The following is a 22,621-nucleotide window of genomic DNA, read 5'->3' as shown; positions in this document are numbered from 1 at the left end:
CCCCCATGAAGATCGAGAAGGCCGAGGTCGTCGTCACGAGCCCGGACAGGAACTTCGTGACGCTCAAGATCACGACGTCCGACGGCGTGACGGGCCTCGGGGACGCCACCCTCAACGGGCGTGAGCTCGCCGTCGTCGCGTACCTCACGGAGCACGTCGTACCGCTGCTGATCGGACGCGACCCGCACCGCGTCGAGGACACGTGGCAGTTCCTCTACCGGGGAGCGTACTGGCGTCGCGGCCCGGTCACGATGGCCGCGATCGCCGCGGTCGACATGGCGCTGTGGGACATCAAGGGCAAGGTCGCAGGGCTGCCCCTCTACCAGTTGCTCGGTGGCGCGTCCCGGGAAGGGCTCCTGGCCTACGGCCATGCGTCCGGCAAGGAGCTCCCGGAGCTGTTCGACTCCGTGCGGGAGCATCTCGACCAGGGGTACCGGGCGATCCGGATCCAGTCCGGCGTGCCCGGCCTGAGGGCGATCTACGGCATCGCGTCGCAGGCCGCGGACGCGGGCGGAGGCGCGGCGCGGTACGACCACGAGCCCGCCCGCCGCGGCGCTCTTCCCGTCCAGGAGGACTGGGACACGCGGGCGTACCTGCGCCACCTGCCGGGCGTGTTCGAGGCCGTCCGCAACGAGTTCGGTCCCGAGCTGCCGCTGCTGCACGACGGCCACCACCGGTTGACCCCGATCCAGGCGGCGAAGCTCGGCAAGGACCTCGAGCCGTACGACCTGTTCTGGCTCGAGGACTGCACGCCCGCCGAGAACCAGGAGGCGCTGCGGCTCGTGCGCCGGCACACCACGACGCCGCTGGCGATCGGCGAGATCTTCAACACCGTGTGGGACTTCCAGGACCTCATCCGGGAACAGCTCATCGACTACGTGCGCGGCGCCGCGACCCATATGGGTGGGATCACCCCGCTGCGGAAGACGATCGAGTACGCGGCGCAGTACCAGATCAAGTCGGGCTTCCACGGCCCGACGGACATCTCGCCCGTCGGCATGGCGGCGCAGGTGCACCTCGGCCTCGCGATCCACAACTTCGGCATCCAGGAGTACATGCAGCACGGTGCGCGGACGAAGGAGGTGTTCCAGCAGTCGTACAGGTGGGAGAACGGGTCGCTGCACCCGGGCGACGAGCCGGGTCTCGGCGTCGAGCTCGACACGGACGAGGCCGGGCGCTACCCGTACGAACGCGCCTACCTGCCGTACAACCGGCTGGCCGACGGCACCGTCCACGACTGGTGAGCAGGTCGGCGACAATCGGTTGCTGATCCAGGCCCCAGGAACACGTCATCACGATCGCATCACACCTCGGGGCACCGATGGCAATCGGTTGTCAACGGTGCCCCGACCGTGCTTTACTCCCAGCCAGACGTTCACCCGGCCGCGCGATGTCGCGCCCCGTCAGCCGGGCCGGTTCACACAAAGGAGTCTGAATCCCATGTCTTCCCTTTCCCGGCGGCGTACCCGCCGCTCCGCCGCGATCGCCTCGGTGGCCGTCGCGGCCCTGTTCCTCGGCGCATGCTCCGGCGGTTCCGGGGGCGCCGGCGACGACCAGGACGGCGGCCCGGCGGCCGCGGAACTCGCGCTCGCGGTCAACTCGCCGCCGAACTCCATGGATCCGGCGCAGCTCATCGACGGTCAGCAGATGTTCGTCTGGTCGTCCGTCTACGACACGCTCCTGTCGAAGGAGAACGGGACCGGCGAGCTGCGGCCCAACGCGGCGGAGAGCTGGGAGTACAACGAGGACGGCACGGAGCTGACGCTCGAGCTTCGTGACGGCATGACCTTCAGCAACGGTGACCCCGTCGACGCGGAGGCCGTCGCCGCCACCATGCGACGATCGATGGAGACTCCCGGCCCGCTGCAGCCGAAGTTCGACGCGGTCTCGGGCGTCGACGCCGTCGACGACGGCACGGTGCTCGTCGAGTTCGAGGCGTACGACCCGGAGTTCCTTCCCCAGCTCGCCCTGAGCCTCGGGACCGTCGGGCACCCCGGCACCATGGACGAGGAACGCACCGCGACCGATCCGATCGGCTCGGGTGCGTACACGCTGGACACGGAGCAGACGGTGCCCGGGACGTCGTACGTCCTGCGCAAGCGCGACGACTACTGGAACGCCGACGCCTACCCGTTCACGACCGTCACGGTGAAGGTGCTGCAGGACCCGACGGCGTCGTTCAACGCACTGCAGGCCGGTGAGATCAACGCCGCGACGGTCCGGGGACAGATGGTCGAGCAGCTCGGTGACAGCTACTCGATGACGACCATCGACGCATCCGCGGTCGCCGTGATCAACATCCTCGACCGCGCCGGTGAGAAGTGGCCCGCACTCGGAGACGTCCGGGTGCGGCAGGCGATCAACCACGCGATCGACCGCGAGAACATCCAGAAGTCCATCCTCGGCGGGGCGGGCGTGGTGAGCAACCAGGTCTTCAGCCCGTACGGCGACGTCTACGACGAGTCCCTCAACCGGTACGAGTACGACCCGGCCAAGGGCAAGGCCCTCGTCGAGGAGGCGGGCTTCACCGGCACGACCTTCAAGATCCCGAGCACCTACCTCTCGACGGCCTTCGAGCCGGCGCTCTCCCAGGCGTTCGAGGACATCGGCCTGGGGCTCGAATGGGTTCCGGTGCCGCCGCAGCAGGCGCAGAGCGCGCTCTCGTCGGGCGAGTACCCCCTGTACCTGCAGATCGAAGGATTCAACTCGACGGCCACCAGCGCGTACACGCACTACTCGCCCGGTGGCTTCTCGAACCCGCGCGGCTACACCGACGAGACGCTCGACGAGTTGTTCGACGAGATCGAGAGCACGGTCGATCCGGAGCAGGCCCTGCCCGCCTATCGCGAGCTCAACGCCTACGCGGTCGACCAGGCCCTCCAGGCGCCGTTCGTCTACACCGGGACGACGTGGGCGACCGCGGACGGTGTCACGATGCTGGACGACGGCACGAGCGGGGTGCCGACGGTGCGCCTCTTCGGCGTGAGGTCATAGGCGCCGTGGACCGCACCGATCCGGGTCGCACGGATCCGGCCCGAGCGCCGGAGGACCGCGCACGCGACCTGCTCGCACGGATGACGGTCAGGGAGAAGGTGGCGCAGCTCACGGGAGTCCTCCCGCAGGCCCTCGGCGCCCCGGACCAGGTGACCAGGGAGAAGCTCGATGCCGCCCTGTCCGAAGGCATCGGACACATCTCGGGCGTCGGAACGGCCGCCGGCGACGCCGTGGGCATCGCGAGGTTCAACAACGAGATCCAGGCGTACCTCAGGAACCACACGCGTCTCGGCATCCCGGCGATCCTGCACGCCGAGGCGCTGAACGGCGTCGTAGCCGGGGGATACACCTCGTTCCCCACGGCGATCGGGCTGGCGGCGACCTGGGACCCGGAGAAGGTGCGGCTCATGGCCGACCTGATCCGGCGTCAGATGACCGCGTCCGGGGTCCGGCAGGCTCTCGCGCCGGTCCTCGACGTCGCGCGGGACGCCCGATGGGGCCGGATCCACGAGACGTACGGCGAGGACGTCCTGCTCGCCTCCGCGTTCGGCGTGTCCTACGTGCGTGGCCTTCAGGGCGACGACCTTCGCTCCGGTGTCATCGCCACCGCGAAGCACTTCCTCGGGTACGCGATGACCGAGGGCGGCCAGAACATGGCCGCCACCCACCTGGGGCCGCGCGAGCTGTTCGACGTGTACGCGGCGCCGTTCGGCGCGGCGATCCGTCTGGCGAACCTGCAGAGCGTCATGAACAGCTACTCCGAGATCGACGGGCAGCCCGTGGCGACCGCCCCGGCGATCCTGGACGACCTCCTCCGCGGCCGCCTGGGGTTCCCGGGGACGGTGGTCTCCGACTACCGCAGCCTCCACTACGTCGTCCACCGCCAGGGTGTCGGGCGGATCGACGACGCCGGGGCCGCGGGCCTCGGGGCCGGCCTGGACGTCGAGCTCCCGGGTCCGTACGCGTACGGGCCCGGGCTCGTCGAGGCGATCGAACGCGGCACGGTGCCCATGGCCCACGTGGACCGGTCGGTGCTCCGCACCCTCACCCACAAGTTCGCGCTCGGCCTCTTCGAGCGTCCCGACGTCGACGCCGACCCCCGCGCGCTCACGGAACTCTCGGTCAGCGGCCGGGACCTGTCGCGCACGATCGCGGACGAGTCCGTCACGATGCTGAAGAACGACGGCGTCCTCCCGCTGGCGGCGGACGTCGGCTCGGTGGCGGTGATCGGTCCCCACGCCGACTCGGTCATGGCCGGGTTCGCCAACTACACGCATCCGCCGTTCCTCGAGATGCTCCGCGGCATCCTGTCGGGACGGTCGCGCATGGCGGGGATGGAGCAGGCGCTGTCGGACCCCGACCCCGCGACCCGGGCGACGGTGCGGGCCAGGACGGAGGAACTCGCGAAGATCGATCCGGAGAAGGTCGCCCGGGAGTCCTACGGCGCCAGGTCGCTCTACCAGGCGCTCACCGACGCCCTGCCCGGATCGACCGTGCTGACCGCGAGCGGCACCGGTGTCCTGGACGAGGAACCCGCCGACATCGATGCCGCCCTCGACGTCGCGCGGAGAGGCGACGTCGTGGTGCTCGCCATCGGCGGTCGCTCGGCGGCGTTCGCGGGGCGGGCGACCGAGGGAGAGGGGTCCGACGCCGCGACCATCGACCTGCCGAGCCGGCAGCTGGCGCTCGTCGAGGCGGTGGCGGGCCTGGGGAAACCGGTCGTCGTCGTGCTGTACATGGGCAAGCCGTACGCACTGGCCGGCGTCGAGCCGTTCGCCGACGCGATCGTCACGGGCTACTACCCGGGACCCGAGGGGGGTCCGGCCCTCGCGGGCGTGCTGACCGGCGAGGTCTCGCCGTCCGGCAAGCTGCCCTTCACCATCCCGCGGCACGTCGGGCAGGTACCCGTCCACCACGCCCAGAAGGTCGGCAGCGGTCAGCGTCGCACGGACGCGGACCAGTTCACGGGCTACGTCGACCTGGACAAGTCACCCCTCTACCCGTTCGGGTTCGGGCTCGGATACACGACGTTCGAGCTGTCCGACATCGCGGTCAGGCCGCCGGCCTCCCTCACCGACGCGTTCGAGGTCGACGTCGGTGTGCGCAACACCGGCTCCCGGCACGGCGCGGAGGTCGTCCAGCTCTACGTCTCCGCCCCGGCCCGGTCGATCACGCGACCCGAGCGTCAGCTCGCCGCCTTCGGCCGCGTGGGCCTCGCTCCGGGCGCGGCCGAGCGGATCACCTTCTCCGTCGACATGAGGCAACTCGGGTACTCGTGCGAGGACGAGTCGTTCGTCGTCGACCCCGGCACCTATCGCCTCCGCGTGGGGACGTCGTCGGAGGACCTTCCGCTCGCCGGCGAGTTCACCGTGACCGGCGAGCGGGTGGAGGTCACGGAGCCGCACGCGTACCTTCCGCGGTGCACCCCGGCTGGGTGGCGATGACCCGGGACGCTACTCCTTCGGGTCCGCCGAGCGGCTGATCTTCTCCCAGTCCCGCCAGGTCGCCATGCGCTGCTCGTGGACGGCGAGCACCATGTCGTATCCCCGGGAGGCGAAGATCAGCCGCAGGGGCGGCTCCTCGGCGTCCACGGCCGCGAGCATGGCCTCGACGCTGTCTTCCGCCTCGGGCACTCCGCCGGCACTGCTCCAGTGCGCCATCCTGTCGCGGATCGGCTGGTAGAGCGGGTTCGGCTCGGAGCGGTGCGCCGAGGCACCGGCCCAGTCGGTGGCGAACCCGGAGGGCTCGATCAGCGTGGTCCTGATGCCGAACGGCGCGACCTCCGCGGCCAGTGCCTCGGAGAACGCCTCCAGGGCCCACTTGGAGGCGTTGTAGATGCCCAGCCCCGGAAGCGCCATCACGCCCCCGATGCTGGAGATCTGCACGATGTGGCCGCCGCCCTGCTCGCGCAGCAGCGGGAGCGCGGCCTGGGTGATCCAGAGGGCGCCGAAGAAGTTGGTCTCCAGCTGCGCGCGGGCCTCGTCCTCCGTGACCTCCTCGATGGCGCCGAAGTGGCCGAAGCCGGCGTTGTTGACCACGACGTCGAGGCGGCCGAAGTGGCGGTGCGCGTCCTGGACCGCGGCGGTGCCCGCGGCGCGGTCGTCGACGTCGAGCCGGAGGGGGAGCAGGGCGTCACCGAAGCGGGCGGCCAGGTCGTCGAGCGTGCGGGTGTCGCGGGCGGTGGCGGCGACCCGGTCGCCGCGTTCGAGGGCGGCGACCGTCCAGGCGCGGCCGAAACCGCGGGAGGCGCCGGTGATGAACCAGGTCTTCGACATGAGGGTCCTTCTCGTTCGTCCGGCGGACGCCGGATGCGGGACGCGGCACGAGCGGCCGCGTCATCAGTGACGTCAGGTTACGCCAAACGTGTCTCACTGTGTCAAGACAGGCTCGAAGCGCTCGAAGTAGCTCCGCGAGTCACGCCGGATATACTGCGGTCATGGACGAGCCGAAGGTCGGGTTGCGGGAGCGCACGCGCAACGCGGTGCGCGCGCAGCTGGCGGAGGCGGCGCTCAGGCTGTTCGTGGAGCAGGGCTTCGAAGAGACCACGGTCGAGCAGATCGCGGCGGTGACCGGCCTCTCCCGGCGCAGCTTCCACCGCTATTTCTCCAGCAAGGAGGACGTGATCGGGCAATGGAGCGTCGAGACCGGCGCCCAGCTCGCCGCCGCTCTGGCCGCGCGCCCGTCCGAGGAGGACGCGTGGTTCGCGCTACGGCGCGCCTTCGACGGCCTCGTGCACCAGCTCGGCACGGGGCCGATGTCGCTGCGGATCACCCGCATGACGCTGAACACGCCCGCGCTGCACGCCACTCACCTGCACAAACATGCCCACTGGCGAGACGTGCTGGCCGACGTCCTCCAGGCGCGCCTCGCCGCGCGAACCGACGGTTCGGCCCGCATCGCCGCGATCGCGCTCGCCGGCGCGGCCCTGGCGAGTCTCGACTCCGCCCTGACTCAATGGGTGTCGGAGGACGCGGAACAGCCGCTCGGCGAACTGGTGGACCAGGCCATGAGCGCGGTCGCACCCCTGCGGGAATCCCTCTGACTCACGCGCGGCCGCCCTCGTCGTGACGAGGCTCCGGCCGGAGCGCACCCACGACGTGCTGGATGACGCCCGCCATGTCGAGGCCGGGCTCGATGAGCATGTGGACCTGGAGCCCGTCCGCGAGGGCGTGGATCGCGGTGGCCAGGGTGTCGGGGTCGAGGTGGGCGTCGAGGGCGCCGTCGTCCTGCATCTGCCGGATCCCGCCGGCGAGCGCGGCGCGGAAGATCTCGCGCCGGTCGCGGAAGTAGGCGTGGGCCGCGTGGTCCGGGTCGGCCGCCTCGACGGCGAGGGCCGAGTAGAGCAGGACGAGCCCGGGCACGTCGGCGTTGGCGCGCATCACGCCCACGAAGGCGTCGAGTGCTCCGGTGATCCCGCGCTCGGCGAACGCGGTGAGGGCCACGGCGGTGTCGTGCTCGTCGCGCTTGCGCAGCACCTCGACGAAGAGGTCTTCCTTGGAGCCGAAGTGGTGCAGGAGCCCGGCCTGGCTGAGGCCGACGGCGTCGGCGATCTCCTTGACGGATGCCCCGCGGTAGCCGTGTCGCGCGATGACGTCCAGTGCGGTGGACAGGATCTCCTCGCGCTTGGCGATCCCCTTCGCGTACCCGCCTCGTCGAGCCATGGACCGATCGTAAACCGAGCGGGCTTTGGCATTCAGAAACCGAATGGCGTACGGTATTCGCGCACCACCCGGCCCGTCGCGGCCGCACGCCAAGGCAAGGACGACTTGACATGGAACGCAGTGAGTACCGACAGCTCGTGAGGCGGCACACGGCGGACGCGAGGCAGCGTCACGCCGACCTCCGGGCGCGGCGCAGGGAGCGCCGGGCGACCCTGAGCCGGCCGGAGCGGGCCGCGGCACGCAGGGCCGACGCCCGCGAGATCAAGGACTGGAAGGCGGAGATCCGCGCGGTGGAGTCGCGCCGGGAGCGCCGGGCGCGGAAGAAGGGGTACAAGGCCTTCCGCAGGCGCGAGCACCGCTGGATGAAGCTCACCGCGGCCGGCGCCGTCGTCGCGCTCCTGGTGGCTCCGTTCGGCCTCTGGTACCACACGGCGACGCGCCCCGAGACCCCGGCCCAGGCCGGCACACGGGCCCACTCGCTCCAGGTGGCGGACCAGGTGATGGCCGAGGGCATGGTGCTGCTGGAGAACGAGGAGGACACCCTGCCGTTCGCCGAGCGCGCCGTCAGCGTGTTCGGCGTCGGTGCCGTGACCCCGGTCTACGGGGGCGGGGGAGCGGGCGGCATCTCGCCGGTCGGTGCGCGGTCCCTCTTCGCGGCGCTGGACGCCGAGGGGATCGACTACGACGAAACCGTGCGTGACGTGTACGGCAACTACGCGGAGAGCGGGGAGGTGTCGACCGAGCCCTACCGGGAACCGGGGCCCGACGTCCTCGACACGCTGCTGCCGGCGGTCAAGGGGTTCCTCGCCGCCTCACCGCGGGAGATGCCCGTCGCCGACCTGCCGCGAGACGTCCTGACGCGGGCCCGTGAACACTCCGACACCGCCGTGTACGTGTTGTCGCGTGCCGGGATGGAGGGCATGGACCTCTCCCCCGAGGACCTGCGGCCGACCGCTGAGGAGCGCGCGACGCTGGAACTCCTGGCCGCGACGTTCGAGCACGTCGTCGTCCTGATCAACAGTGCCAACGCCATGGAGCTGGGCATCCTGGACGAGCTCGAGAACGTCGACGCGGCGCTGTGGCTCGGCGGCCCCGGCGAGATCGGCATGGACGCGGTCGCCCGGGCGCTGACCGGCCGGGTCAACCCGTCGGGTCGGCTGACCGACACCTACGCGTACGACGTGAGATCGCACCCGGCCGTCGCGAACACCGGGGACTTCGAGTACGTCGACGCCGCGGGGAGTCCCACCGGGCGCTACTTCACCAACCATCTCGAGGGCATCTATGTCGGCTACCGGTACTTCGAGACGTTCGTCGAGGACGATCGCTACGACGACGTCGTGCAGTACCCGTTCGGGCACGGACTCTCGTACACGGACTTCGAGTGGCGGGTGGAGGCGATCGAGGCGGACACGGCCGAGGTCTCGGCGAGGGTCACGGTGGCCAACACCGGAGACGTGCCGGGCAAGGACGTGGTGCAGGTGTACTACGACGCGCCGTACACGCCCGGTGGCATCGAGAAGTCCGCCACGGTGCTCGGCGGGTACGCCAAGACGGGCGAGCTCGCGCCCGGGGAGTCCGAGACCGTCTCCGTGACGTTCGACACCTCGGACATGGCCTCGTACGACGACCAGGAGCATCGCGCCTGGGTGCTCGAGGCGGGCGACTACGAGATCCGGGTGGCCCGTCACGTCCACGACACGGTCCGCTCGGCCACGTACACCCAGCGGGACACCGTTGTCCACCGCACCGACCCGGTCACGGGAACGAGGGTCACCAACCGGTTCGACGACGCCCGTGGCGACCTGACCTACCTGTCCCGGCAGGACCCGGAGCGGACCATGCCGCAGGCGCCCGCCGCCGACGACCTCCTGCTGCCCGACGGCCTGCTGGAGGCGGACTTCGAGCACGTGGCCGCGCCGTCCGCCGTCGCGCCGACCACCGGGGCGGACCGCGGCATCGTGCTGGAGGACCTCGAGGGCAAGGCGATCGACGACCCGCTCTGGGACGACTTCCTCGACCAGCTCACCGAGGAGGAACTGGTCCGGCTCGCCGGCAACGGCGGGTACTGGTCGTCCGGGATCGACCGGCTGGGCGTGCCTCGCACGACGATGTACGACGGTCCCGCGAGCATCCGCAGCTACCTCGGGCACTGGGCGACGGTCGCGTTCCCGACGCCGGTGGTGCTCGCCGCGACCTGGAACGACGCGCTGGCGCGCGAGGTGGGCGGCGCGATGGGCGCGGAGGCGCAGGCCTACGAGGTCGACGCGGTGTACGCGCCCTCGCTCGATCTGCACCGGACGCCGCTCGGCGGACGCAACTTCGAGTACTTCTCCGAGGACCCGCTCCTCACGGCACGGATCGGCGCCCGGTACGTGGCCGGCCTCCAGTCGGAGGGCACGATCGCGGTCATCAAGCACTTCGCCGGCAACGTGCAGGAGACGAACCGCGCCGCGATGGGGCTGTACGTGTGGACGACCGAGCAGGCGTGGCGCGAACTGCACCTCGAGCCGTTCGAGGCCGCGGTCAAGGACGGAGGCGCCCACGGGGCGATGACGGCCTTCAACCGGATCGGGACGACGTGGACCGGCGGATCGAGTGCGCTGCTCACCGACATCCTGCGCTCCGAGTGGGGATTCGAGGGGTTCGTCATCACCGACGCCGGTGTCGCCGGCCAGGGCGGGCACTTCGACGCGCTCCAGGCGGCCCGCTCGGGCAACGACCTGATGCTCGGGCTCCTCGTGGACCTGCCAGGTGACGGCGCCTACGAGCAGGAACTCAAGGCGTACCTCGACGAGGACCGCGCCGGGACGCTCACCGCCCTGCGCGAGGCCGCCCACCACATCCTGTACTACGTGACCCTGACGAACCGGATCTGACATGACGAAGCCCTCGGCCCAGCCCCTCCGCCACCCGGAGGTCCTCCGCGGCCTGAACCTGCCCCGGAAGGCCTCCCTGACCTCCGGCGCCAACTTCTGGAACACCGAGACCCTGCCCGGGATCCCGGCGATCATGCTCACCGACGGGCCGCACGGCGTGCGCAAGCAGGGCGGCAAGGCCGACCACCTCGGCCTCAACGCGTCGCTGCCGGCCACCTGTTTCCCGACGGCGGCGGCACTCGCGCAGTCGTGGGACCCCCGACTGCTCGAACGCGTGGGGGAGCGGCTCGGCACGGAGGCGGCCGCGGCCGGCGTCGCCGTCCTGCTGGGCCCGGGGCTGAACATCGTCCGCAACCCGCTGGGCGGGCGGTCCTTCGAGTACTTCTCGGAGGACCCCCGCCTGTCCGGGGACCTGGCCGCGGCGATGGTCCGCGGGATCCAGTCCACCGGGATCGCCGCCTGCCCCAAGCACTTCGCGGTCAACAGCCAGGAGCACCTGCGCATGTCGATCGACGAGGTGGTCGACGAGCGAAGCCTGCGGGAGATCTATCTCGAGGGCTTCCGTCGCGTCGTCGAACAGGCCCACCCCAGGGTGCTCATGACCGCCTACAACAAGGTCAACGGCACCCATGCCAACGAGAACACCCACCTGCTGCGCGACATCCTGCGCGGCGAGTGGGGCTTCGAGGGCGTCGTCGTCACCGACTGGGGCGGCAACCACGACCGCGTGGCCGGTCTGCGCGCCGGCAACCAGCTCGAGATGCCCTCCACGGGCGGCGTCACCGACGCGGAGATCGTTGCCGCGGTGCGATCCGGCGACCTGGACGAAGCCACCCTGGACCGCGCCGTCGACGACGTCGTCGCCCTCGCGCTCGACACCACGGCGGCGCTCGCCGACCCGCCCCAGGTCGATCCCGGGGCCCAGCACCACGCCGCCGTCGAGGCCGCCCGCCGCTGCCTGGTCCTGCTCAGGAACGCCCCTGCCGGTGACGGGAGGCCCATCCTGCCGCTGCATCCGGGTGCACGCGTCGCCGTCGTCGGGGACTTCGCCGCCACCCCGCGCTACCAGGGCGCCGGCTCGTCCCTGGTCAATCCGACACGCGTCGACGACGCCCTGAGCGCCCTGCGGACCCGTGACGTCGAGGTGGTCGGCTTCGCGCGCGGCTTCCACCGGTTCGGCCGACGCAGCCGGAAGCTCGCCCGCGAGGCGCTCGCACTCGCGGCGCGGGCGGAGACGGTGCTCCTCTTCCTCGGCCTGGACGAGTCGAGCGAGGCCGAGGGCGTGGACCGCGAGCACCTGCGCCTGCCGGCCGATCAGCTCGCGCTGCTGGGGCAGCTGACCCGGGCGCACGAACGCGTCGTCGTCGTGCTGGCCGGCGGGGCGCCCGTCGAGCTGCCGTTCGCCGACGACGTCGCCGCGATCCTGCACACCTCCCTCGCCGGGCAGGGCGGCGGGACCGCCGTCGCGGAGGTGCTGACCGGTGCGGTCGAGCCGACGGGCCGCCTCGCCGTGACCTTCCCGGTGCGCTACGCGGACGTGCCGTCCGCGCGCGCGGCGAGCCCGGCCGCCGTGTATCCCGGCCGGGAGCTGACGTCCGAGCACCGCGACGGGTTGTTCGTCGGCTACCGCTACTACTCGACGCGCCACGTTCCTGTGCGCTACCCGTTCGGCCACGGGCTCGGCTACACGACCTTCGACTACACGGACCTGGACGTGGACCTCGGTCCCACCGGCGGCGTCGTCGCCTGCACCCTGCGCAACACGGGGGACCGTCCGGGCCGCGAGGTCGTCCAGGTGTACACCGGGCCGCGGGCGCCGGAGGTGCCGCACCCGCGCGCGCAGCTCGCCGGTTTCGCCTCGGTGGCGCTCGGGCCCGGCGAGGAACGACGCGTCGAGATCGCCGTCGACAGCCGTGCCGTCGAGTACTACGACCCGGACGCCGCCCGCTGGCTGTGTCCCGGAGGGGCCTTCCTCGTCGAGGTGGGGGCGTCGGTCGAGGACATCCGCCTCTCCACGACGGTCGAGGTCGAGCGCGGGCCGGGCGTCGCTCCGCTCCTGCCCGACGCGGCGAGTGCCGCCCGACGGCGTGCCGAGCTGGGTCCGTACGCGACGGGGGATGTCCAGCGCGTGGACGACGACGCCTTCGCCGCCCTTCTCGGCCGCCCCGCGCCGCCGTCGTCCTGGGACAGGTCGGCGCCGCTCGGCCTCGACGACACGGTCGCCCAGCTGCGACACACGAACCTGCTCGGGCGGGCGGTGCTGCGTGTGCTGACGACGGCGCGCCGGCTGCTCATGGCGGCGGGTCGCCCCCTGGCCGCGAACAACGTGATGTTCCTCGTCAACATGCCCTTCGCGAAGATCGAGGGGTACACCGCCGGCAAGGTGCGACGACACGCGATCGAAGGGTTTCTCCGCCTGGTCAACCGGTGACGACGGCCCGGCGCGGTCTACCCGGGCGCATGCATCAGCGTGGTGAACCCCAGCTGGTCGTAGCCACCGCCGTTGCCGTAGTCGCCGCCTCCGCCGTCGGGCCGGATGCTCTGCGCCATGCGCTTGCTCCATGGTGCCGCCAGGCCTTGGCGTCCGGCGTAGTGCCCCACGACGAGGTCCCAGACCGGCCGCACGTGGCCGCGCCCCACGGGGCTGGGCGTCGTCTGGGTCTCCCAGTTCACGTGGGCCGCGATGGTGCCGGGGCCATGCTGGTAGGTGTAGTCCTTGAAGGGGACGTCGTGGCCGAGGTTGTACCGGGCGACGTACTCGGCGGCCTTGAGGAACCGGTTGTCGTCGTAGCCGTAGCAGTCGACGCCCTGGTGCCACGCCATCTCGCAGAACGTGGCCATGAGGCCGATGCCCATCACGCTGTGCCCCTGGTCGCGGCCGGTCTCCTGCCACTGGGCCAGCCCCTGGCCACGGAACACGAAGGGAACGGCGTTCTTGATGGACCCGTTGCCCTTGCCGTTCTTGAAGTACTCGATGGCCCGGTTCACGAGGTCCTTGCGGTCGGCGAAGGCGCCGATGGCCAGCACCGAGCACATGTTGCACAGGTCCCAGTTGGCCCAGTAGTTCGTGATCACGGCGTCGTTGTGGCGGGTCAGGAAATCGTCGTTCATCGGGTAGAAGATCTCCAGCAGCATCCTCCGGAAGCGCGGTAGGTCGAAGTCCGGGTGGTCGCGTACGAGCTCCGCGGCGTTCGCCCACTGGTACCCGTGGATCCCGGCCGCCAGGAAGCGGTCGGCGTTGCCGTTCAGGGACCGCATCGTGCCGGACCAGGCGTTGAGGACGGCGACGGCGGTGTCGCCGTGGGCCTTCTCGCCGCTGATCCGCCAGCGCAGCGCGTTCTGGTAGGCGGCGGCGATGTCGGCGTACATCTGGCCGACGTTGTCGCCGGGGCCGCCGCGGACGACGTCGGCCAGCGGGCGGGGCGACCAGCCGGCGTGCGACCGGCCGTTGGCGACCAGGCGGTCCCAGCCGGAGGCCCAGGGCTGGGCGCCGGAGGCGACGCGCTCGGCGGCGCGTTCGAGGTCGGCCGCGGAGTGCAGCAGGCCGGGTCGCGTCGGGTCCGCGGGCGTCGGCGTGGGCGAGGGAGCGGCCGACGACGCCGGCGGGGCCGACGCAGACGGCGAGGCGGATGGGGACGGCGAAGCGGAGGGTGCCGCCGAGGGGGAGGGCGACGCGGACGGTGAAGCACTCGCGGACGGGCTCGGCCCGTGGAGGGCGGACCCGGCGGCGCCGCCTCCCGGGGCCGCGGACTCGGCGGCTCCGGTGCTCGCGCCGGGCCGTGCCGCCCAGGCGTACCAGGCGATGAACGGCGCGGCGGCCGCGGCACCGGCGACGACCGCCCGGCGGGAGACCGTGCGGTTCGAGGTCAGGGGCGTGAACAGCGGCCCGCGAGCGTGGCTCGCCTCCGGGCCGGGCGGGTTCTTCCGGGGCATGTGCGATCCATTCGTCCGGGGCGGGATCGGGACAGGTTTCGAAACGCGGGATAACGTTATCAGGATTTTTCACCCTATCGTCCTGTCCGGACGCCTGGCCGGTCGCCGGGTGGAGGCCGCAGGCCGGTACCGGCGTCTCAGACCGTCGCGACGGGTATCGGCAGCCCCAGTACCGGCTGGGCGAAGAGTGCGACGGCGGCCGTCACCGCCCAGCACGCGCCGACGAATGCGCCGTCACGTCGGCGGAACGGCAGCAGGTATCGCTCCGTCCGGGTCGGGTGCGCCCCGAACGCGCGGGCGTCCATCGCGAGCGCGACACGCTCGGCGTGCCGGATCGCGCCGGCGAGCAGCGGGACGATGTAGCCGGTCCAGCGCCGCAGCCCGGCCAGCGGTCCGCGCCCGCCGGCCACCCCGCGCACCCGGTGCGCGGCGCGGATGAGGCCGAGTTCGTACCCGAACCGCGGCACGAACCGGAACGCCGCGAACGCCGTGTACCCGATGCGGTACGGCACGCGCAGGTTCTGCACGACGGCCCGCACCAGGTCCGGCCCCGTCGTGGCGAACCCCGGCAGGAGGACGACGGCGAGGAGCGCGCCGAGCCGCAGCGAGATCCCGAGCCCGGCGAGCCACGACGCGACGGTGAACCGGTAGGACCCGGCCTCGAAGAGGACCGGCGTGCCGGGGATGGCGTCGGGGTCGGCCCAGAACCCGAACGACACGGCCGCCACCAGCGTGAACGCGACCGGCAGGCCGAACGCGAGGGGCGCCCGTCGCGCCGGCACCTGCGCCCCGGCGAGCAGGAGCATGGTGGCGAGTACCAGCAGCACGAGCGGCGTGGCGAGATCGCGCACAGCGACCAGCACGACGACCGCCGGAGCGACCGCCGTCACGACGGCGAGCGGATTGAGCCGGTGGAGGAACCGCCGGCTCGACGTGCGGGCGAAAGGGTCGGTCATGTGCGCACCGCCGCCAGGTCGGACACCCGCGTGACGCCCCGCCACTCCGGGTGCCGGGTCAGCCCTCGCGTGGCCTCGGCCAGCGGCGGCAGTCGCAACCCTGCCGCGAGGAGGGCGTCGCTCGCCAGGACGCGCTCGGTCCGGTCGTGGGCGACCAGCCGCCCGTCGCGCAGCACCGCCACGTGGCTCGCGTGCTCGGCGACGAGCTGCAGGTCGTGCGTGACGACGAGCACGGTGGTGCCGCCCGCGTTCAGGCCGGCCAGGATGTCGAGGAGTTCCGCGGCGCGCTCGCGGTCCTGGCCGAACGTCGGCTCGTCGAGCGCGAGCACCTCGGCGCCCGCGATGAGGGCGGTCCCCACCGACAGCCGGCGTTTCTGCCCGCCGGAGAGCAGGAACGGGTGCCGGTCGCGGTGCTCGGCGAGCCCGAACCGGGTAAGCATCTCCTCGACGCGCTCGGCGATGCGTTCGGCGGGCACGCGCTGCACCTCGAGCGCGTGGGCGAGCTCCTCGGCGACGGTGTACCGCACGAACTGGTGCTCGGGGTTCTGGAACACGAACCCGACCCGCCGCGCCAGCTCGCGCACGTTCGCGCGCGCCGGGTCGAGCCCGGCGACCGTCACCGTCCGCCGGGGCGGGGGAGCGACGCCCGCGATCGCGCGCAGCAGCGTGGTCTTCCCGGCCCCGTTCGTGCCGACGACGGCGACGAAGTCACCGCGCCCCGCCGTCAGCGACACGTCGTCGAGCACGGTCACGCCGGACCGGTTGACCGTCAGGTGCTCGACCTCCACGACGACGTCGGTCCTCCAGGACCCCGGCAATGAAGCCGTGTCCGACGACGGCGCCGTGCTGGGCGGGCGCAGCGGGGCCGAGCCGGCCGACGGCGCCGCCGTGGGCTCCGTCCGTGCGGGCGGCCGCAGCCCCGGAACCGCGTCGAGCCCCGCGTCCAACGCCGCCGTCAGTTCGGCCGGCGTGAGCGGCAGCTCGTCGAACGGCATCCCGGCCTCGCGCAGGTGCCAGGCCGCCAGCGTCGCGACGGGCAGCCAGACGCCGAGCTCCATGAGCTCGCCGGCCCGTCCCGCCAGGATCTCGCGCGCGGTACCGGTCAGCGCGGTCCGCCCGTCCCGGTCGAGGACGACGACCCGGTCGACGAGCGCGACGCACGCGTCGAGGTCGTGCTCGACGAGCAGCACGCCGTGATCGCCGTCGGCCACGAGGTCGCGCAGCGTGGCGTACACCTCCTCGGTGCCGACCGGGTCGAGGTTCGCCGTCGGCTCGTCGAGGACCAGCAGCGGGGCGCCGAGCGCGAGCGCGCACGCGATCGCGAGGCGCTGGCGGCCCCCGCCGGACAGCGTGTCCGGGTTCTCGTGGCGCCGGTCCCACAGGCCGGTGCGCCGTAGCGCGTCCTCGCCGCGGGCCAGCACCTCGTCGACGGGCAGCCGCTGGTTCTCCGGGCCGAAGCACACCTCGTCCAGGAGCGTGCCGGCGATCAGCCCGACGTCCGGATCCTGGAACACCATGCCGACCCGCGCGGCGACCCGCGGCGTCGGCGTGGTGGCGGGGTCGATCGCGTCCCCGACGACGATCCCGCCGCTCACCGCGGCGGGCACGGACTGCGGCACGAGCCCGTTGGCCGCGAGCGCGAGCGTGGACTTGCCGCAGCCGCTCGGTCCGAGCAGGAGCACGACCTCGCCGGGCTCGACGGCGAGGGTGGCGTCGGTGGGGGTGGCGGCGGTGGCGCCGTCGTACCGGATGGCCACGTGGTCGGCGCGGAGCAGGGAGGACGGCATGCGCTACTCGGCGGTGGTGGGGGACGGCGTCGGGCCGACGGCGATCCCCGCCTTGCGCAGGCTCGTCGCCGTGCGCAGCGAGAGGGCGGTGAGCCCGAGCGCGAGGGCGAGCGTCGCCACGACCAGGAGCGCCGCGAGCCACAGCGGGACGTCGGACGGGACGATCGCGCCGGCCGCGAGCGTGGGGGCGAGATAGCCCGCGCTGAGCAGCAGCGCCCCCACCGGGAACGCGACCCAGAGGAACCGATCGCTCCAGCGCCGGTACAGGGCGACGGCGAACGGCAGCTCCAGGAGCAGCCCGATGACGAGGAAGTTCACGAGCTGTGCGACCCCGAACGGGGAGGCAAGGTTGACCAGGCCGGAGAAGACGGAGGTGAGCAGAGCGATCCCGGGGCGCCGGAACAGGGCCATCGCGACGAACGCGCCGAGCGACCAGGCCGGCGTCGTCGCCGCGTAGATCGCGTACGTCACGCTGCTGGGCGGCAGGCCGACCAAGGCGTAGTTCAGCCCGACGACGAGCAGGCCGCCCGCGGCGCCGATGGCGGCGGTGCTGAGCAGCAGGCGGGTCGAGTAGCGCGAGGTGAGGGTCATGGCGACTCCGGGCGATCGGCGTGTGTGAGGCGAGGCTTACCTTAGACGACGGAGGGCAGGTGGTGGCGCCGGCCGACCGCCATGCAGTGGCGAGTGTCACCGTTGACCTGAATGCTGGTTGAGGTCCTAGCGTGGCGAACGTCCACGACGACACGACGGACGATTGGAACGGAAATGCCTGCGTACACCCTGCCGGACCTGCCCTACGACTACTCCGCCCTGGAGCCGCACATCAGCGGCCGGATCATGGAGCTGCACCACGACAAGCACCACGCCACGTACGTGGCCGGGGCGAACGCCGCGCTGGACGCGCTGGCGGAGGCCCGCTCGGCCGGTGACCTCGGGGCGGTGAACCTGTACGAGAAGAACCTGGCGTTCAACCTCGGCGGTCACGTCAACCACACGATCTTCTGGAACAACCTGTCCCCGGACGGGGGCGGCGAGCCCGAGGGCGAGCTGGCGGACGCGATCACGGAGTACTTCGGCTCGTTCGCGGCGTTCCAGGCGCACTTCGCGGCGGTCGCGACGGGTATCCAGGGCTCGGGCTGGTCGGTGCTCGCGTGGGACGTGATCGGGCAGCGTCTCTCGGTGTTCCAGCTGTTCGACCAGCAGGCCAACCTGCCAGGCGGCACGGTGCCCCTCCTGATGCTGGACATGTGGGAGCACGCCTTCTACCTCGACTACCTGAACGTGAAGGCGGACTACGTCAAGGCGTTCTGGAACATCGCGAACTGGCAGGACGTCGCCGCCCGGCTCGAGCGTGCCCGCACCGCGACGGCGGGGCTCCTGACGCCGACCGCGTGACCGATTTTCGTGGTCGCGGCAGGGGCCGTCTGCCATGATCACGCGCATGAGAAACGTCGCCCGCACGTCCGCGGGTCATCCCCCTGCCCGGGAGCCGGTACCGGCGGCCCGGCTCGCCGACTGGGTCGGCGCGGGCATCATCACGCAGGAGCAGGCCGACCGCATCACCGCGCACGAGCGTGACCGGGCGGAAACGACGCCGCCCGCGCCGGCCCGATCGCTGCTCGTCGAGGCGCTCGGCTACGTCGGCGGCGTGATCATCCTGGTGGCCGCCGTGCTGCTGGCCACCGAGTTCTGGGACGAGCTCGGCGTGGGCGGCCGCGTGGCGGTGCTCGGTGGGGCCACCGCGCTGCTGCTCGCCGCCGGGATCGCCGTGCCCCGGCAGGCGGGCGACCAGGGGATCCGGCTGCGGGCCGTGCTCTGGGCGGGGGCCACGGGCGCGTTCGCCGGGTTCATGGGGCTGCTCACCTCGGAGGTCCTCGAGATCTACGGTGACGAGGGCTTCCTGCTGGCCAGCGGCGCGACCGCCGTCGTGGCGGTGGCGTTCTGGTGGTTCCGGCCGACGGCTCTGCAGCACCTCGTGGCGTTGGTGGCCCTGGCCACCGCCGTGGGCGCGACGATCGCGCAGTTCAGCGATGCCGACTACCCGATCGGAATCGGCGTCTGGGCCCTCGGCGTGGTGTGGTTCCTGCTGGCGTACTTCCGTGTGCTCGGTCCGCGCAGGTTCGCGCTCGGCCTCGGGGCGTCGCTCGCGGTCGTCGGGGCGCTGCTGCTCTCGTTCTCGACCGACGACGCCGGACTCGTGGTGACGCTGGCGACGGCGGCCGCCATCGCCGTGATGGCCGTCGTGATGACGGATCTGGTGCTTCTGGGGATCGGCGCCGTCGGCCTGCTCGTCGCCCTGCCGTGGTCCTTCTGGACGTGGTTCGGCGGCGGCACCTTCGCCGCGCTGCTCGCGCTGCTCGCGGCGGGGGTGATCCTGGTGGTCACCGCGCTGTGGATCGCACGCCGGCGGCGCGGACCGGACGAGTAGTCCGGAGTCCGCCGTCGGTCCGTCATGACGGGGCGGAGGTGTCCTGCCGCCCGCCCGGCGGTCCGGGCATGCTCCCGGGCCCTGATGGACCGCGCGCGGCCCGAGGAGCTGGGCGGTATCGTCCCCAGTATATGAACGTTCCACCGTGCAGTTTCCGGTGTGCACGTCATCGGCTCCAGGCGCGACGCGCCTGACCGGTCGATCGCTGCTGGAGGACGAATGACGCACCGTGAGACCGCGGCGCCGCCAGGTGGGACCGCGACGAAGGTCTCGCTGCTGACCCTCACCGCGATGGTCGTCGGGTCGATGGTCGGCGCCGGCGTGTTCTCCCTGCCGAGTCGGTTCGCCCAGGAGACCGGAGTCGCGGGTGCTCTCGTCGCCTGGACGGTGGCGGGAACGGGCATGCTGATGCTGGCGTTCGTGTTCCAGCGCCTGGCGATCCGCAAGCCGGACCTCGACGCCGGCGTCTACGCCTACGCCAAGGCCGGATTCGGTGAGTACACGGGCTTCTTTTCCGCCGCGGGCTACTGGGCGAGCGCATGCGTCGGCAACGTCACCTACTGGGTGCTGATCATGTCGACCCTCGGGCAATGGGTCCCCGTGCTCGGTGAGGGGGACACCGTGCTCGCGCTCGCGCTGTCCACCGTCGGGCTGTGGCTGTTCTTCCTGCTGGTGCGGCGCGGCGTCAAGGAGGCGACGGCGATCAACCGGATCGTGACGGTCGCCAAGGTCATTCCGATCATCGTCTTCGTCCTGCTGGCGCTGTTCGTCTTCGACCCGGCGGCGTTCGCCGAGAACTGGCAGGGCGCCGACTACGCGGGCTCACTGTTCGACCAGGTGCGGGGCACGATGCTGGTGACGGTCTTCGTGTTCCTGGGCGTCGAGGGCGCCAGCGTCTACTCCCGGCACGCCCGCCGCCGGGAGGACGTGGGGCGCGCCACGATCCTCGGCTTCCTGAGTGTGCTCGCGGTCTTCGCGTCCGTGACGATCGTGTCCTACGGCATCATGCCGATGGCCGACATCAGCGACCTGCAGCAGCCGTCCATGGCGGGGGTCCTCGAGGCGGCGGTGGGCGATTGGGGTGCCGTCTTCGTGTCGGTCGGGCTCATCGTCTCGGTGCTCGGCGCCTACCTGGCGTGGACGCTCATGGCCGCCGAGGTCTTGTTCGTCGCTGCCAAGGACCGCGACATGCCGCGATTCCTCGCTCGCCTGACGGACCGCGACGTGCCGGTCAACGCGCTGCTGATGAGCACGTCGCTGTCCACGGTCGTCCTCGTGCTCACGTACTTCTCCGAGGACGCGTTCGACTTCGCCCTGGACATGACCGCCGTCATGACGCTCATCCCGTTCCTGCTGGCGACGCTGTACGCCGTCAAACTCCGCGTCACTCGCGAGAGCTACCAGGACGCGCGGCCTTCGACGTTGCGCGGCGACCTCGCGGTCGGGCTGCTGGCCACGCTCTACACAGCGTTCCTGGTGTTCGCCGCCGGGATCGGCCTCGTGCTGATCTCCTTCCTCTTCTACGCCCCGGCGACGATCTTGTTCCTGATGACGCGCCGTGAGCAGGGGCGCAAGGTTTTCACGCCCATGGAGCTGGTCCTGTTCGTGGTGGTGGCGGCCATCGCCGTGACCGCCGCGGCCGGGCTCGCCGCGGGATGGATCTCGATCTGACCCGTCGACGCCGTTCATGCCCGCCGAGGAAAGGTCCGCCTCATGACCGCCACACCGACCGCCCCCGCCCACGGCGTCCATTCGGAGGTGGGCCGGCTGCGCAAGGTCCTGGTGTGCGCCCCGGGCCTCGCGCACGAGCGGCTCACCCCGACGAACTCCGACAGCCTGCTGTTCGACGACGTCATGTGGGTGGAGTCCGCCCAGCGTGACCATCTGGACTTCGTCAACAAGCTGGCAAACCGGGGCGTGGAGGTCGTCGAACTGCACGATCTGCTCGCCGAGACGATGGCGATCCCCGAGGCGCGCGCCTGGCTCCTCGACCGCAAGGTCGTGCCGAACCTGGTGGGCCTCGGGCTGGTGGAGGGCACGCGGGCCTATCTGGACACCCAGGCGCCACGCGACCTCGCCCGGTTCCTCATCGGGGGCCTGTCGACCGCGGACGTGCCTGCCGACTACCGCACCGGCTACGTGTCCCTGGCCCAGGACTCGCCCGACGCCCGTGAGTACCTCCTGCCCCCGCTGCCGAACACCCTGTACACCCGCGACACCACCTGCTGGATCTACGGCGGCCTCACCCTGAACCCGCTGTACTGGCCGGCGCGCAAGCAGGAGACCCTGCTCATGAAGGCGATCTACGCCTTCCACCCGGAGTACCGGGCCTCGACCGTCTGGTGGGGCGACCCGGAACGGGACTGGGGCCAGGCGTCCCTGGAAGGGGGCGACGTGATGCCCGTCGGCCGGGGAACCGTGCTCGTCGGCATGAGCGAACGTACGTCGCGGCAGGCCGTCACCCAGCTCGCCAGGTCGCTGTTCGACGCCGGGGCCGCCGAGCGGGTCGTCGTCGCGGGGATGCCCAAGCTCCGGGCCGCCATGCACCTGGACACCGTGTTCACCTTCGCCGACGTCGACCTCGCCACCGTCCACCCCACGATCGTCGACGGCATCCATCCCTACGTGCTGCGGCCGAGCGACACAGCTCCCGGGGTCGAGGTGACCGACGACGGCGGTACCCCCTTCGTGGACGTCGTGGCACGCGCGATGGGGCTGCCGGAACTGCGGGTCGTGGAGACGGCGGGCGACGCGTACGCCTCGGAGCGGCAGCAGTGGGACTCCGGCAACAACGCCGTCGCCGTCGAGCCCGGTGTGGTGTTCACCTACGACCGGAACACGATGACGAACGCCGCCCTGCGCCGGGCGGGTGTCGAGGTCATCACGATCGTCGGTGCCGAGCTCGGCCGCGGGCGGGGCGGCGGGCACTGCATGACCTGCCCGATCGTCCGCGGTCCGATCGACTGACCGGCACCACGGCACG

At 71.8% G+C, this 22,621-nt stretch carries 16 protein-coding genes; 10 read left to right on the top strand and 6 right to left on the bottom strand.

Translation table 11 applies throughout. The annotated features are described in order from the left end of the window. Positions 1 to 5 precede the first annotated feature (5 nt). The 3 genes from manD (at position 6) to IIE03_RS21565 (ending at position 5,438) form a co-directional block, all read left to right on the top strand. The gene (gene manD, locus IIE03_RS21575; protein ID WP_192864825.1) at positions 6 to 1,244 is read left to right on the top strand and encodes a D-mannonate dehydratase ManD; all 1,239 of its coding nucleotides are present in this window, start codon (positions 6 to 8) and stop codon (positions 1,242 to 1,244) included. Between the two features lie 196 nt (positions 1,245 to 1,440). Next, positions 1,441 to 2,994, top strand: a complete 1,554-nt coding sequence (locus tag IIE03_RS21570) for an ABC transporter substrate-binding protein (RefSeq protein ID WP_192864824.1) — start codon at positions 1,441 to 1,443, stop codon at positions 2,992 to 2,994. 5 nt (positions 2,995 to 2,999) lie between these two features. Continuing rightward, the gene (locus tag IIE03_RS21565; protein ID WP_318843114.1) at positions 3,000 to 5,438 is read left to right on the top strand and encodes a glycoside hydrolase family 3 N-terminal domain-containing protein; all 2,439 of its coding nucleotides are present in this window, start codon (positions 3,000 to 3,002) and stop codon (positions 5,436 to 5,438) included. Positions 5,439 to 5,447: 9 nt separating this feature from the next. Here the strand turns inward: IIE03_RS21565 and IIE03_RS21560 are convergent, their stop codons facing one another. Continuing rightward, a complete protein-coding gene (locus IIE03_RS21560; protein ID WP_192864823.1) occupies positions 5,448 to 6,269 on the bottom strand; it encodes an SDR family oxidoreductase in 822 nt (273 codons plus the stop codon). Between the two features lie 161 nt (positions 6,270 to 6,430). Between IIE03_RS21560 and IIE03_RS21555 the strand changes: the two genes are divergently transcribed. Then, complete coding sequence (locus IIE03_RS21555; RefSeq protein WP_192864822.1) at positions 6,431 to 7,036, top strand: TetR/AcrR family transcriptional regulator; 606 nt, start codon at positions 6,431 to 6,433, stop codon at positions 7,034 to 7,036. A gap of 1 nt (position 7,037) precedes the next feature. On the opposite strand, the gene IIE03_RS21550 is transcribed toward IIE03_RS21555, so the two are convergent. Then, positions 7,038 to 7,655 (bottom strand): TetR/AcrR family transcriptional regulator, encoded by a 618-nt coding sequence (locus IIE03_RS21550; protein WP_192864821.1) that lies wholly within the window; start codon positions 7,653 to 7,655, stop codon positions 7,038 to 7,040. Positions 7,656 to 7,765: 110 nt separating this feature from the next. On the opposite strand from IIE03_RS21550, the gene IIE03_RS21545 reads away from it, so the two are divergent. Together IIE03_RS21545 and IIE03_RS21540 are read left to right on the top strand one after the other, a co-directional pair. Next, complete coding sequence (locus IIE03_RS21545; protein WP_192864820.1) at positions 7,766 to 10,534, top strand: beta-glucosidase; 2,769 nt, start codon at positions 7,766 to 7,768, stop codon at positions 10,532 to 10,534. 1 nt (position 10,535) lies between these two features. After that, on the top strand, positions 10,536 to 12,965 hold the full coding sequence (locus IIE03_RS21540; RefSeq protein WP_192864819.1) for a glycoside hydrolase family 3 C-terminal domain-containing protein: 2,430 nt from the start codon (positions 10,536 to 10,538) through the stop codon (positions 12,963 to 12,965). 17 nt (positions 12,966 to 12,982) lie between these two features. Here IIE03_RS21540 and IIE03_RS21535 read toward each other — a convergent pair whose 3' ends face one another. The 4 genes from IIE03_RS21535 to IIE03_RS21520 all read right to left on the bottom strand — a co-directional run bounded on the left by IIE03_RS21535 (position 12,983) and on the right by IIE03_RS21520 (position 17,801). Then, the gene (locus IIE03_RS21535) at positions 12,983 to 14,467 is read right to left on the bottom strand and encodes an alginate lyase family protein (protein WP_225998136.1); all 1,485 of its coding nucleotides are present in this window, start codon (positions 14,465 to 14,467) and stop codon (positions 12,983 to 12,985) included. A gap of 137 nt (positions 14,468 to 14,604) precedes the next feature. Then, a complete protein-coding gene (locus IIE03_RS21530; protein ID WP_192864818.1) occupies positions 14,605 to 15,423 on the bottom strand; it encodes an energy-coupling factor transporter transmembrane component T in 819 nt (272 codons plus the stop codon). After that, the gene (locus tag IIE03_RS21525; protein ID WP_192864817.1) at positions 15,420 to 17,210 is read right to left on the bottom strand and encodes an ABC transporter ATP-binding protein; all 1,791 of its coding nucleotides are present in this window, start codon (positions 17,208 to 17,210) and stop codon (positions 15,420 to 15,422) included. Before IIE03_RS21525 ends, IIE03_RS21530 begins: the two co-directional genes overlap by 4 nt. A gap of 3 nt (positions 17,211 to 17,213) precedes the next feature. Beyond that, a complete protein-coding gene (locus tag IIE03_RS21520; protein WP_192864816.1) occupies positions 17,214 to 17,801 on the bottom strand; it encodes an ECF transporter S component in 588 nt (195 codons plus the stop codon). Positions 17,802 to 17,975: 174 nt separating this feature from the next. Here IIE03_RS21520 and IIE03_RS21515 point away from each other — a divergent pair, with 174 nt between their 5' ends. From IIE03_RS21515 to IIE03_RS21500, 4 genes are all read left to right on the top strand, one after another. Beyond that, complete coding sequence (locus tag IIE03_RS21515) at positions 17,976 to 18,605, top strand: superoxide dismutase (protein ID WP_192864815.1); 630 nt, start codon at positions 17,976 to 17,978, stop codon at positions 18,603 to 18,605. Between the two features lie 46 nt (positions 18,606 to 18,651). Next, entirely contained in the window at positions 18,652 to 19,638 is a 987-nt protein-coding gene (locus tag IIE03_RS21510; protein WP_192864814.1) for a DUF2157 domain-containing protein, read from the top strand. Between the two features lie 219 nt (positions 19,639 to 19,857). Further along, positions 19,858 to 21,309 carry a basic amino acid/polyamine antiporter gene (locus IIE03_RS21505; RefSeq protein WP_192864813.1) on the top strand — a complete coding sequence of 484 codons (1,452 nt, stop codon included), beginning with the start codon at positions 19,858 to 19,860 and terminating at the stop codon, positions 21,307 to 21,309. 42 nt (positions 21,310 to 21,351) lie between these two features. Further along, a complete protein-coding gene (locus IIE03_RS21500; protein ID WP_192864812.1) occupies positions 21,352 to 22,605 on the top strand; it encodes an arginine deiminase in 1,254 nt (417 codons plus the stop codon). The last annotated feature ends 16 nt before the right edge of the window (positions 22,606 to 22,621 follow it).

Origin of the sequence: Myceligenerans pegani (assembly GCF_014892515.1) — a bacterium.
GTDB lineage: Bacteria > Actinomycetota > Actinomycetes > Actinomycetales > Cellulomonadaceae > Myceligenerans > Myceligenerans pegani.
This window is presented reverse-complemented; position numbering and strand designations above follow the sequence as displayed.

Bases quoted from the DNA above. Each gene is read 5' to 3' on its own strand.
- IIE03_RS21520 (WP_192864816.1), bottom strand. From the start codon at position 17,801: ATGACCCTCACCTCGCGCTACTCGACCCGCCTGCTGCTCAGCACCGCC.
- IIE03_RS21515 (WP_192864815.1), top strand. From the start codon at position 17,976: ATGCCTGCGTACACCCTGCCGGACCTGCCCTACGACTACTCCGCCCTG.
- IIE03_RS21535 (WP_225998136.1), bottom strand. From the start codon at position 14,467: ATGCCCCGGAAGAACCCGCCCGGCCCGGAGGCGAGCCACGCTCGCGGG.
- IIE03_RS21555 (WP_192864822.1), top strand. From the start codon at position 6,431: ATGGACGAGCCGAAGGTCGGGTTGCGGGAGCGCACGCGCAACGCGGTG.
- IIE03_RS21505 (WP_192864813.1), top strand. From the start codon at position 19,858: ATGACGCACCGTGAGACCGCGGCGCCGCCAGGTGGGACCGCGACGAAG.
- IIE03_RS21530 (WP_192864818.1), bottom strand. From the start codon at position 15,423: ATGACCGACCCTTTCGCCCGCACGTCGAGCCGGCGGTTCCTCCACCGG.
- IIE03_RS21540 (WP_192864819.1), top strand. From the start codon at position 10,536: ATGACGAAGCCCTCGGCCCAGCCCCTCCGCCACCCGGAGGTCCTCCGC.
- IIE03_RS21545 (WP_192864820.1), top strand. From the start codon at position 7,766: ATGGAACGCAGTGAGTACCGACAGCTCGTGAGGCGGCACACGGCGGAC.
- manD (WP_192864825.1), top strand. From the start codon at position 6: ATGAAGATCGAGAAGGCCGAGGTCGTCGTCACGAGCCCGGACAGGAAC.
- IIE03_RS21500 (WP_192864812.1), top strand. From the start codon at position 21,352: ATGACCGCCACACCGACCGCCCCCGCCCACGGCGTCCATTCGGAGGTG.
- IIE03_RS21510 (WP_192864814.1), top strand. From the start codon at position 18,652: ATGAGAAACGTCGCCCGCACGTCCGCGGGTCATCCCCCTGCCCGGGAG.
- IIE03_RS21550 (WP_192864821.1), bottom strand. From the start codon at position 7,655: ATGGCTCGACGAGGCGGGTACGCGAAGGGGATCGCCAAGCGCGAGGAG.
- IIE03_RS21570 (WP_192864824.1), top strand. From the start codon at position 1,441: ATGTCTTCCCTTTCCCGGCGGCGTACCCGCCGCTCCGCCGCGATCGCC.
- IIE03_RS21560 (WP_192864823.1), bottom strand. From the start codon at position 6,269: ATGTCGAAGACCTGGTTCATCACCGGCGCCTCCCGCGGTTTCGGCCGC.
- IIE03_RS21525 (WP_192864817.1), bottom strand. From the start codon at position 17,210: ATGCCGTCCTCCCTGCTCCGCGCCGACCACGTGGCCATCCGGTACGAC.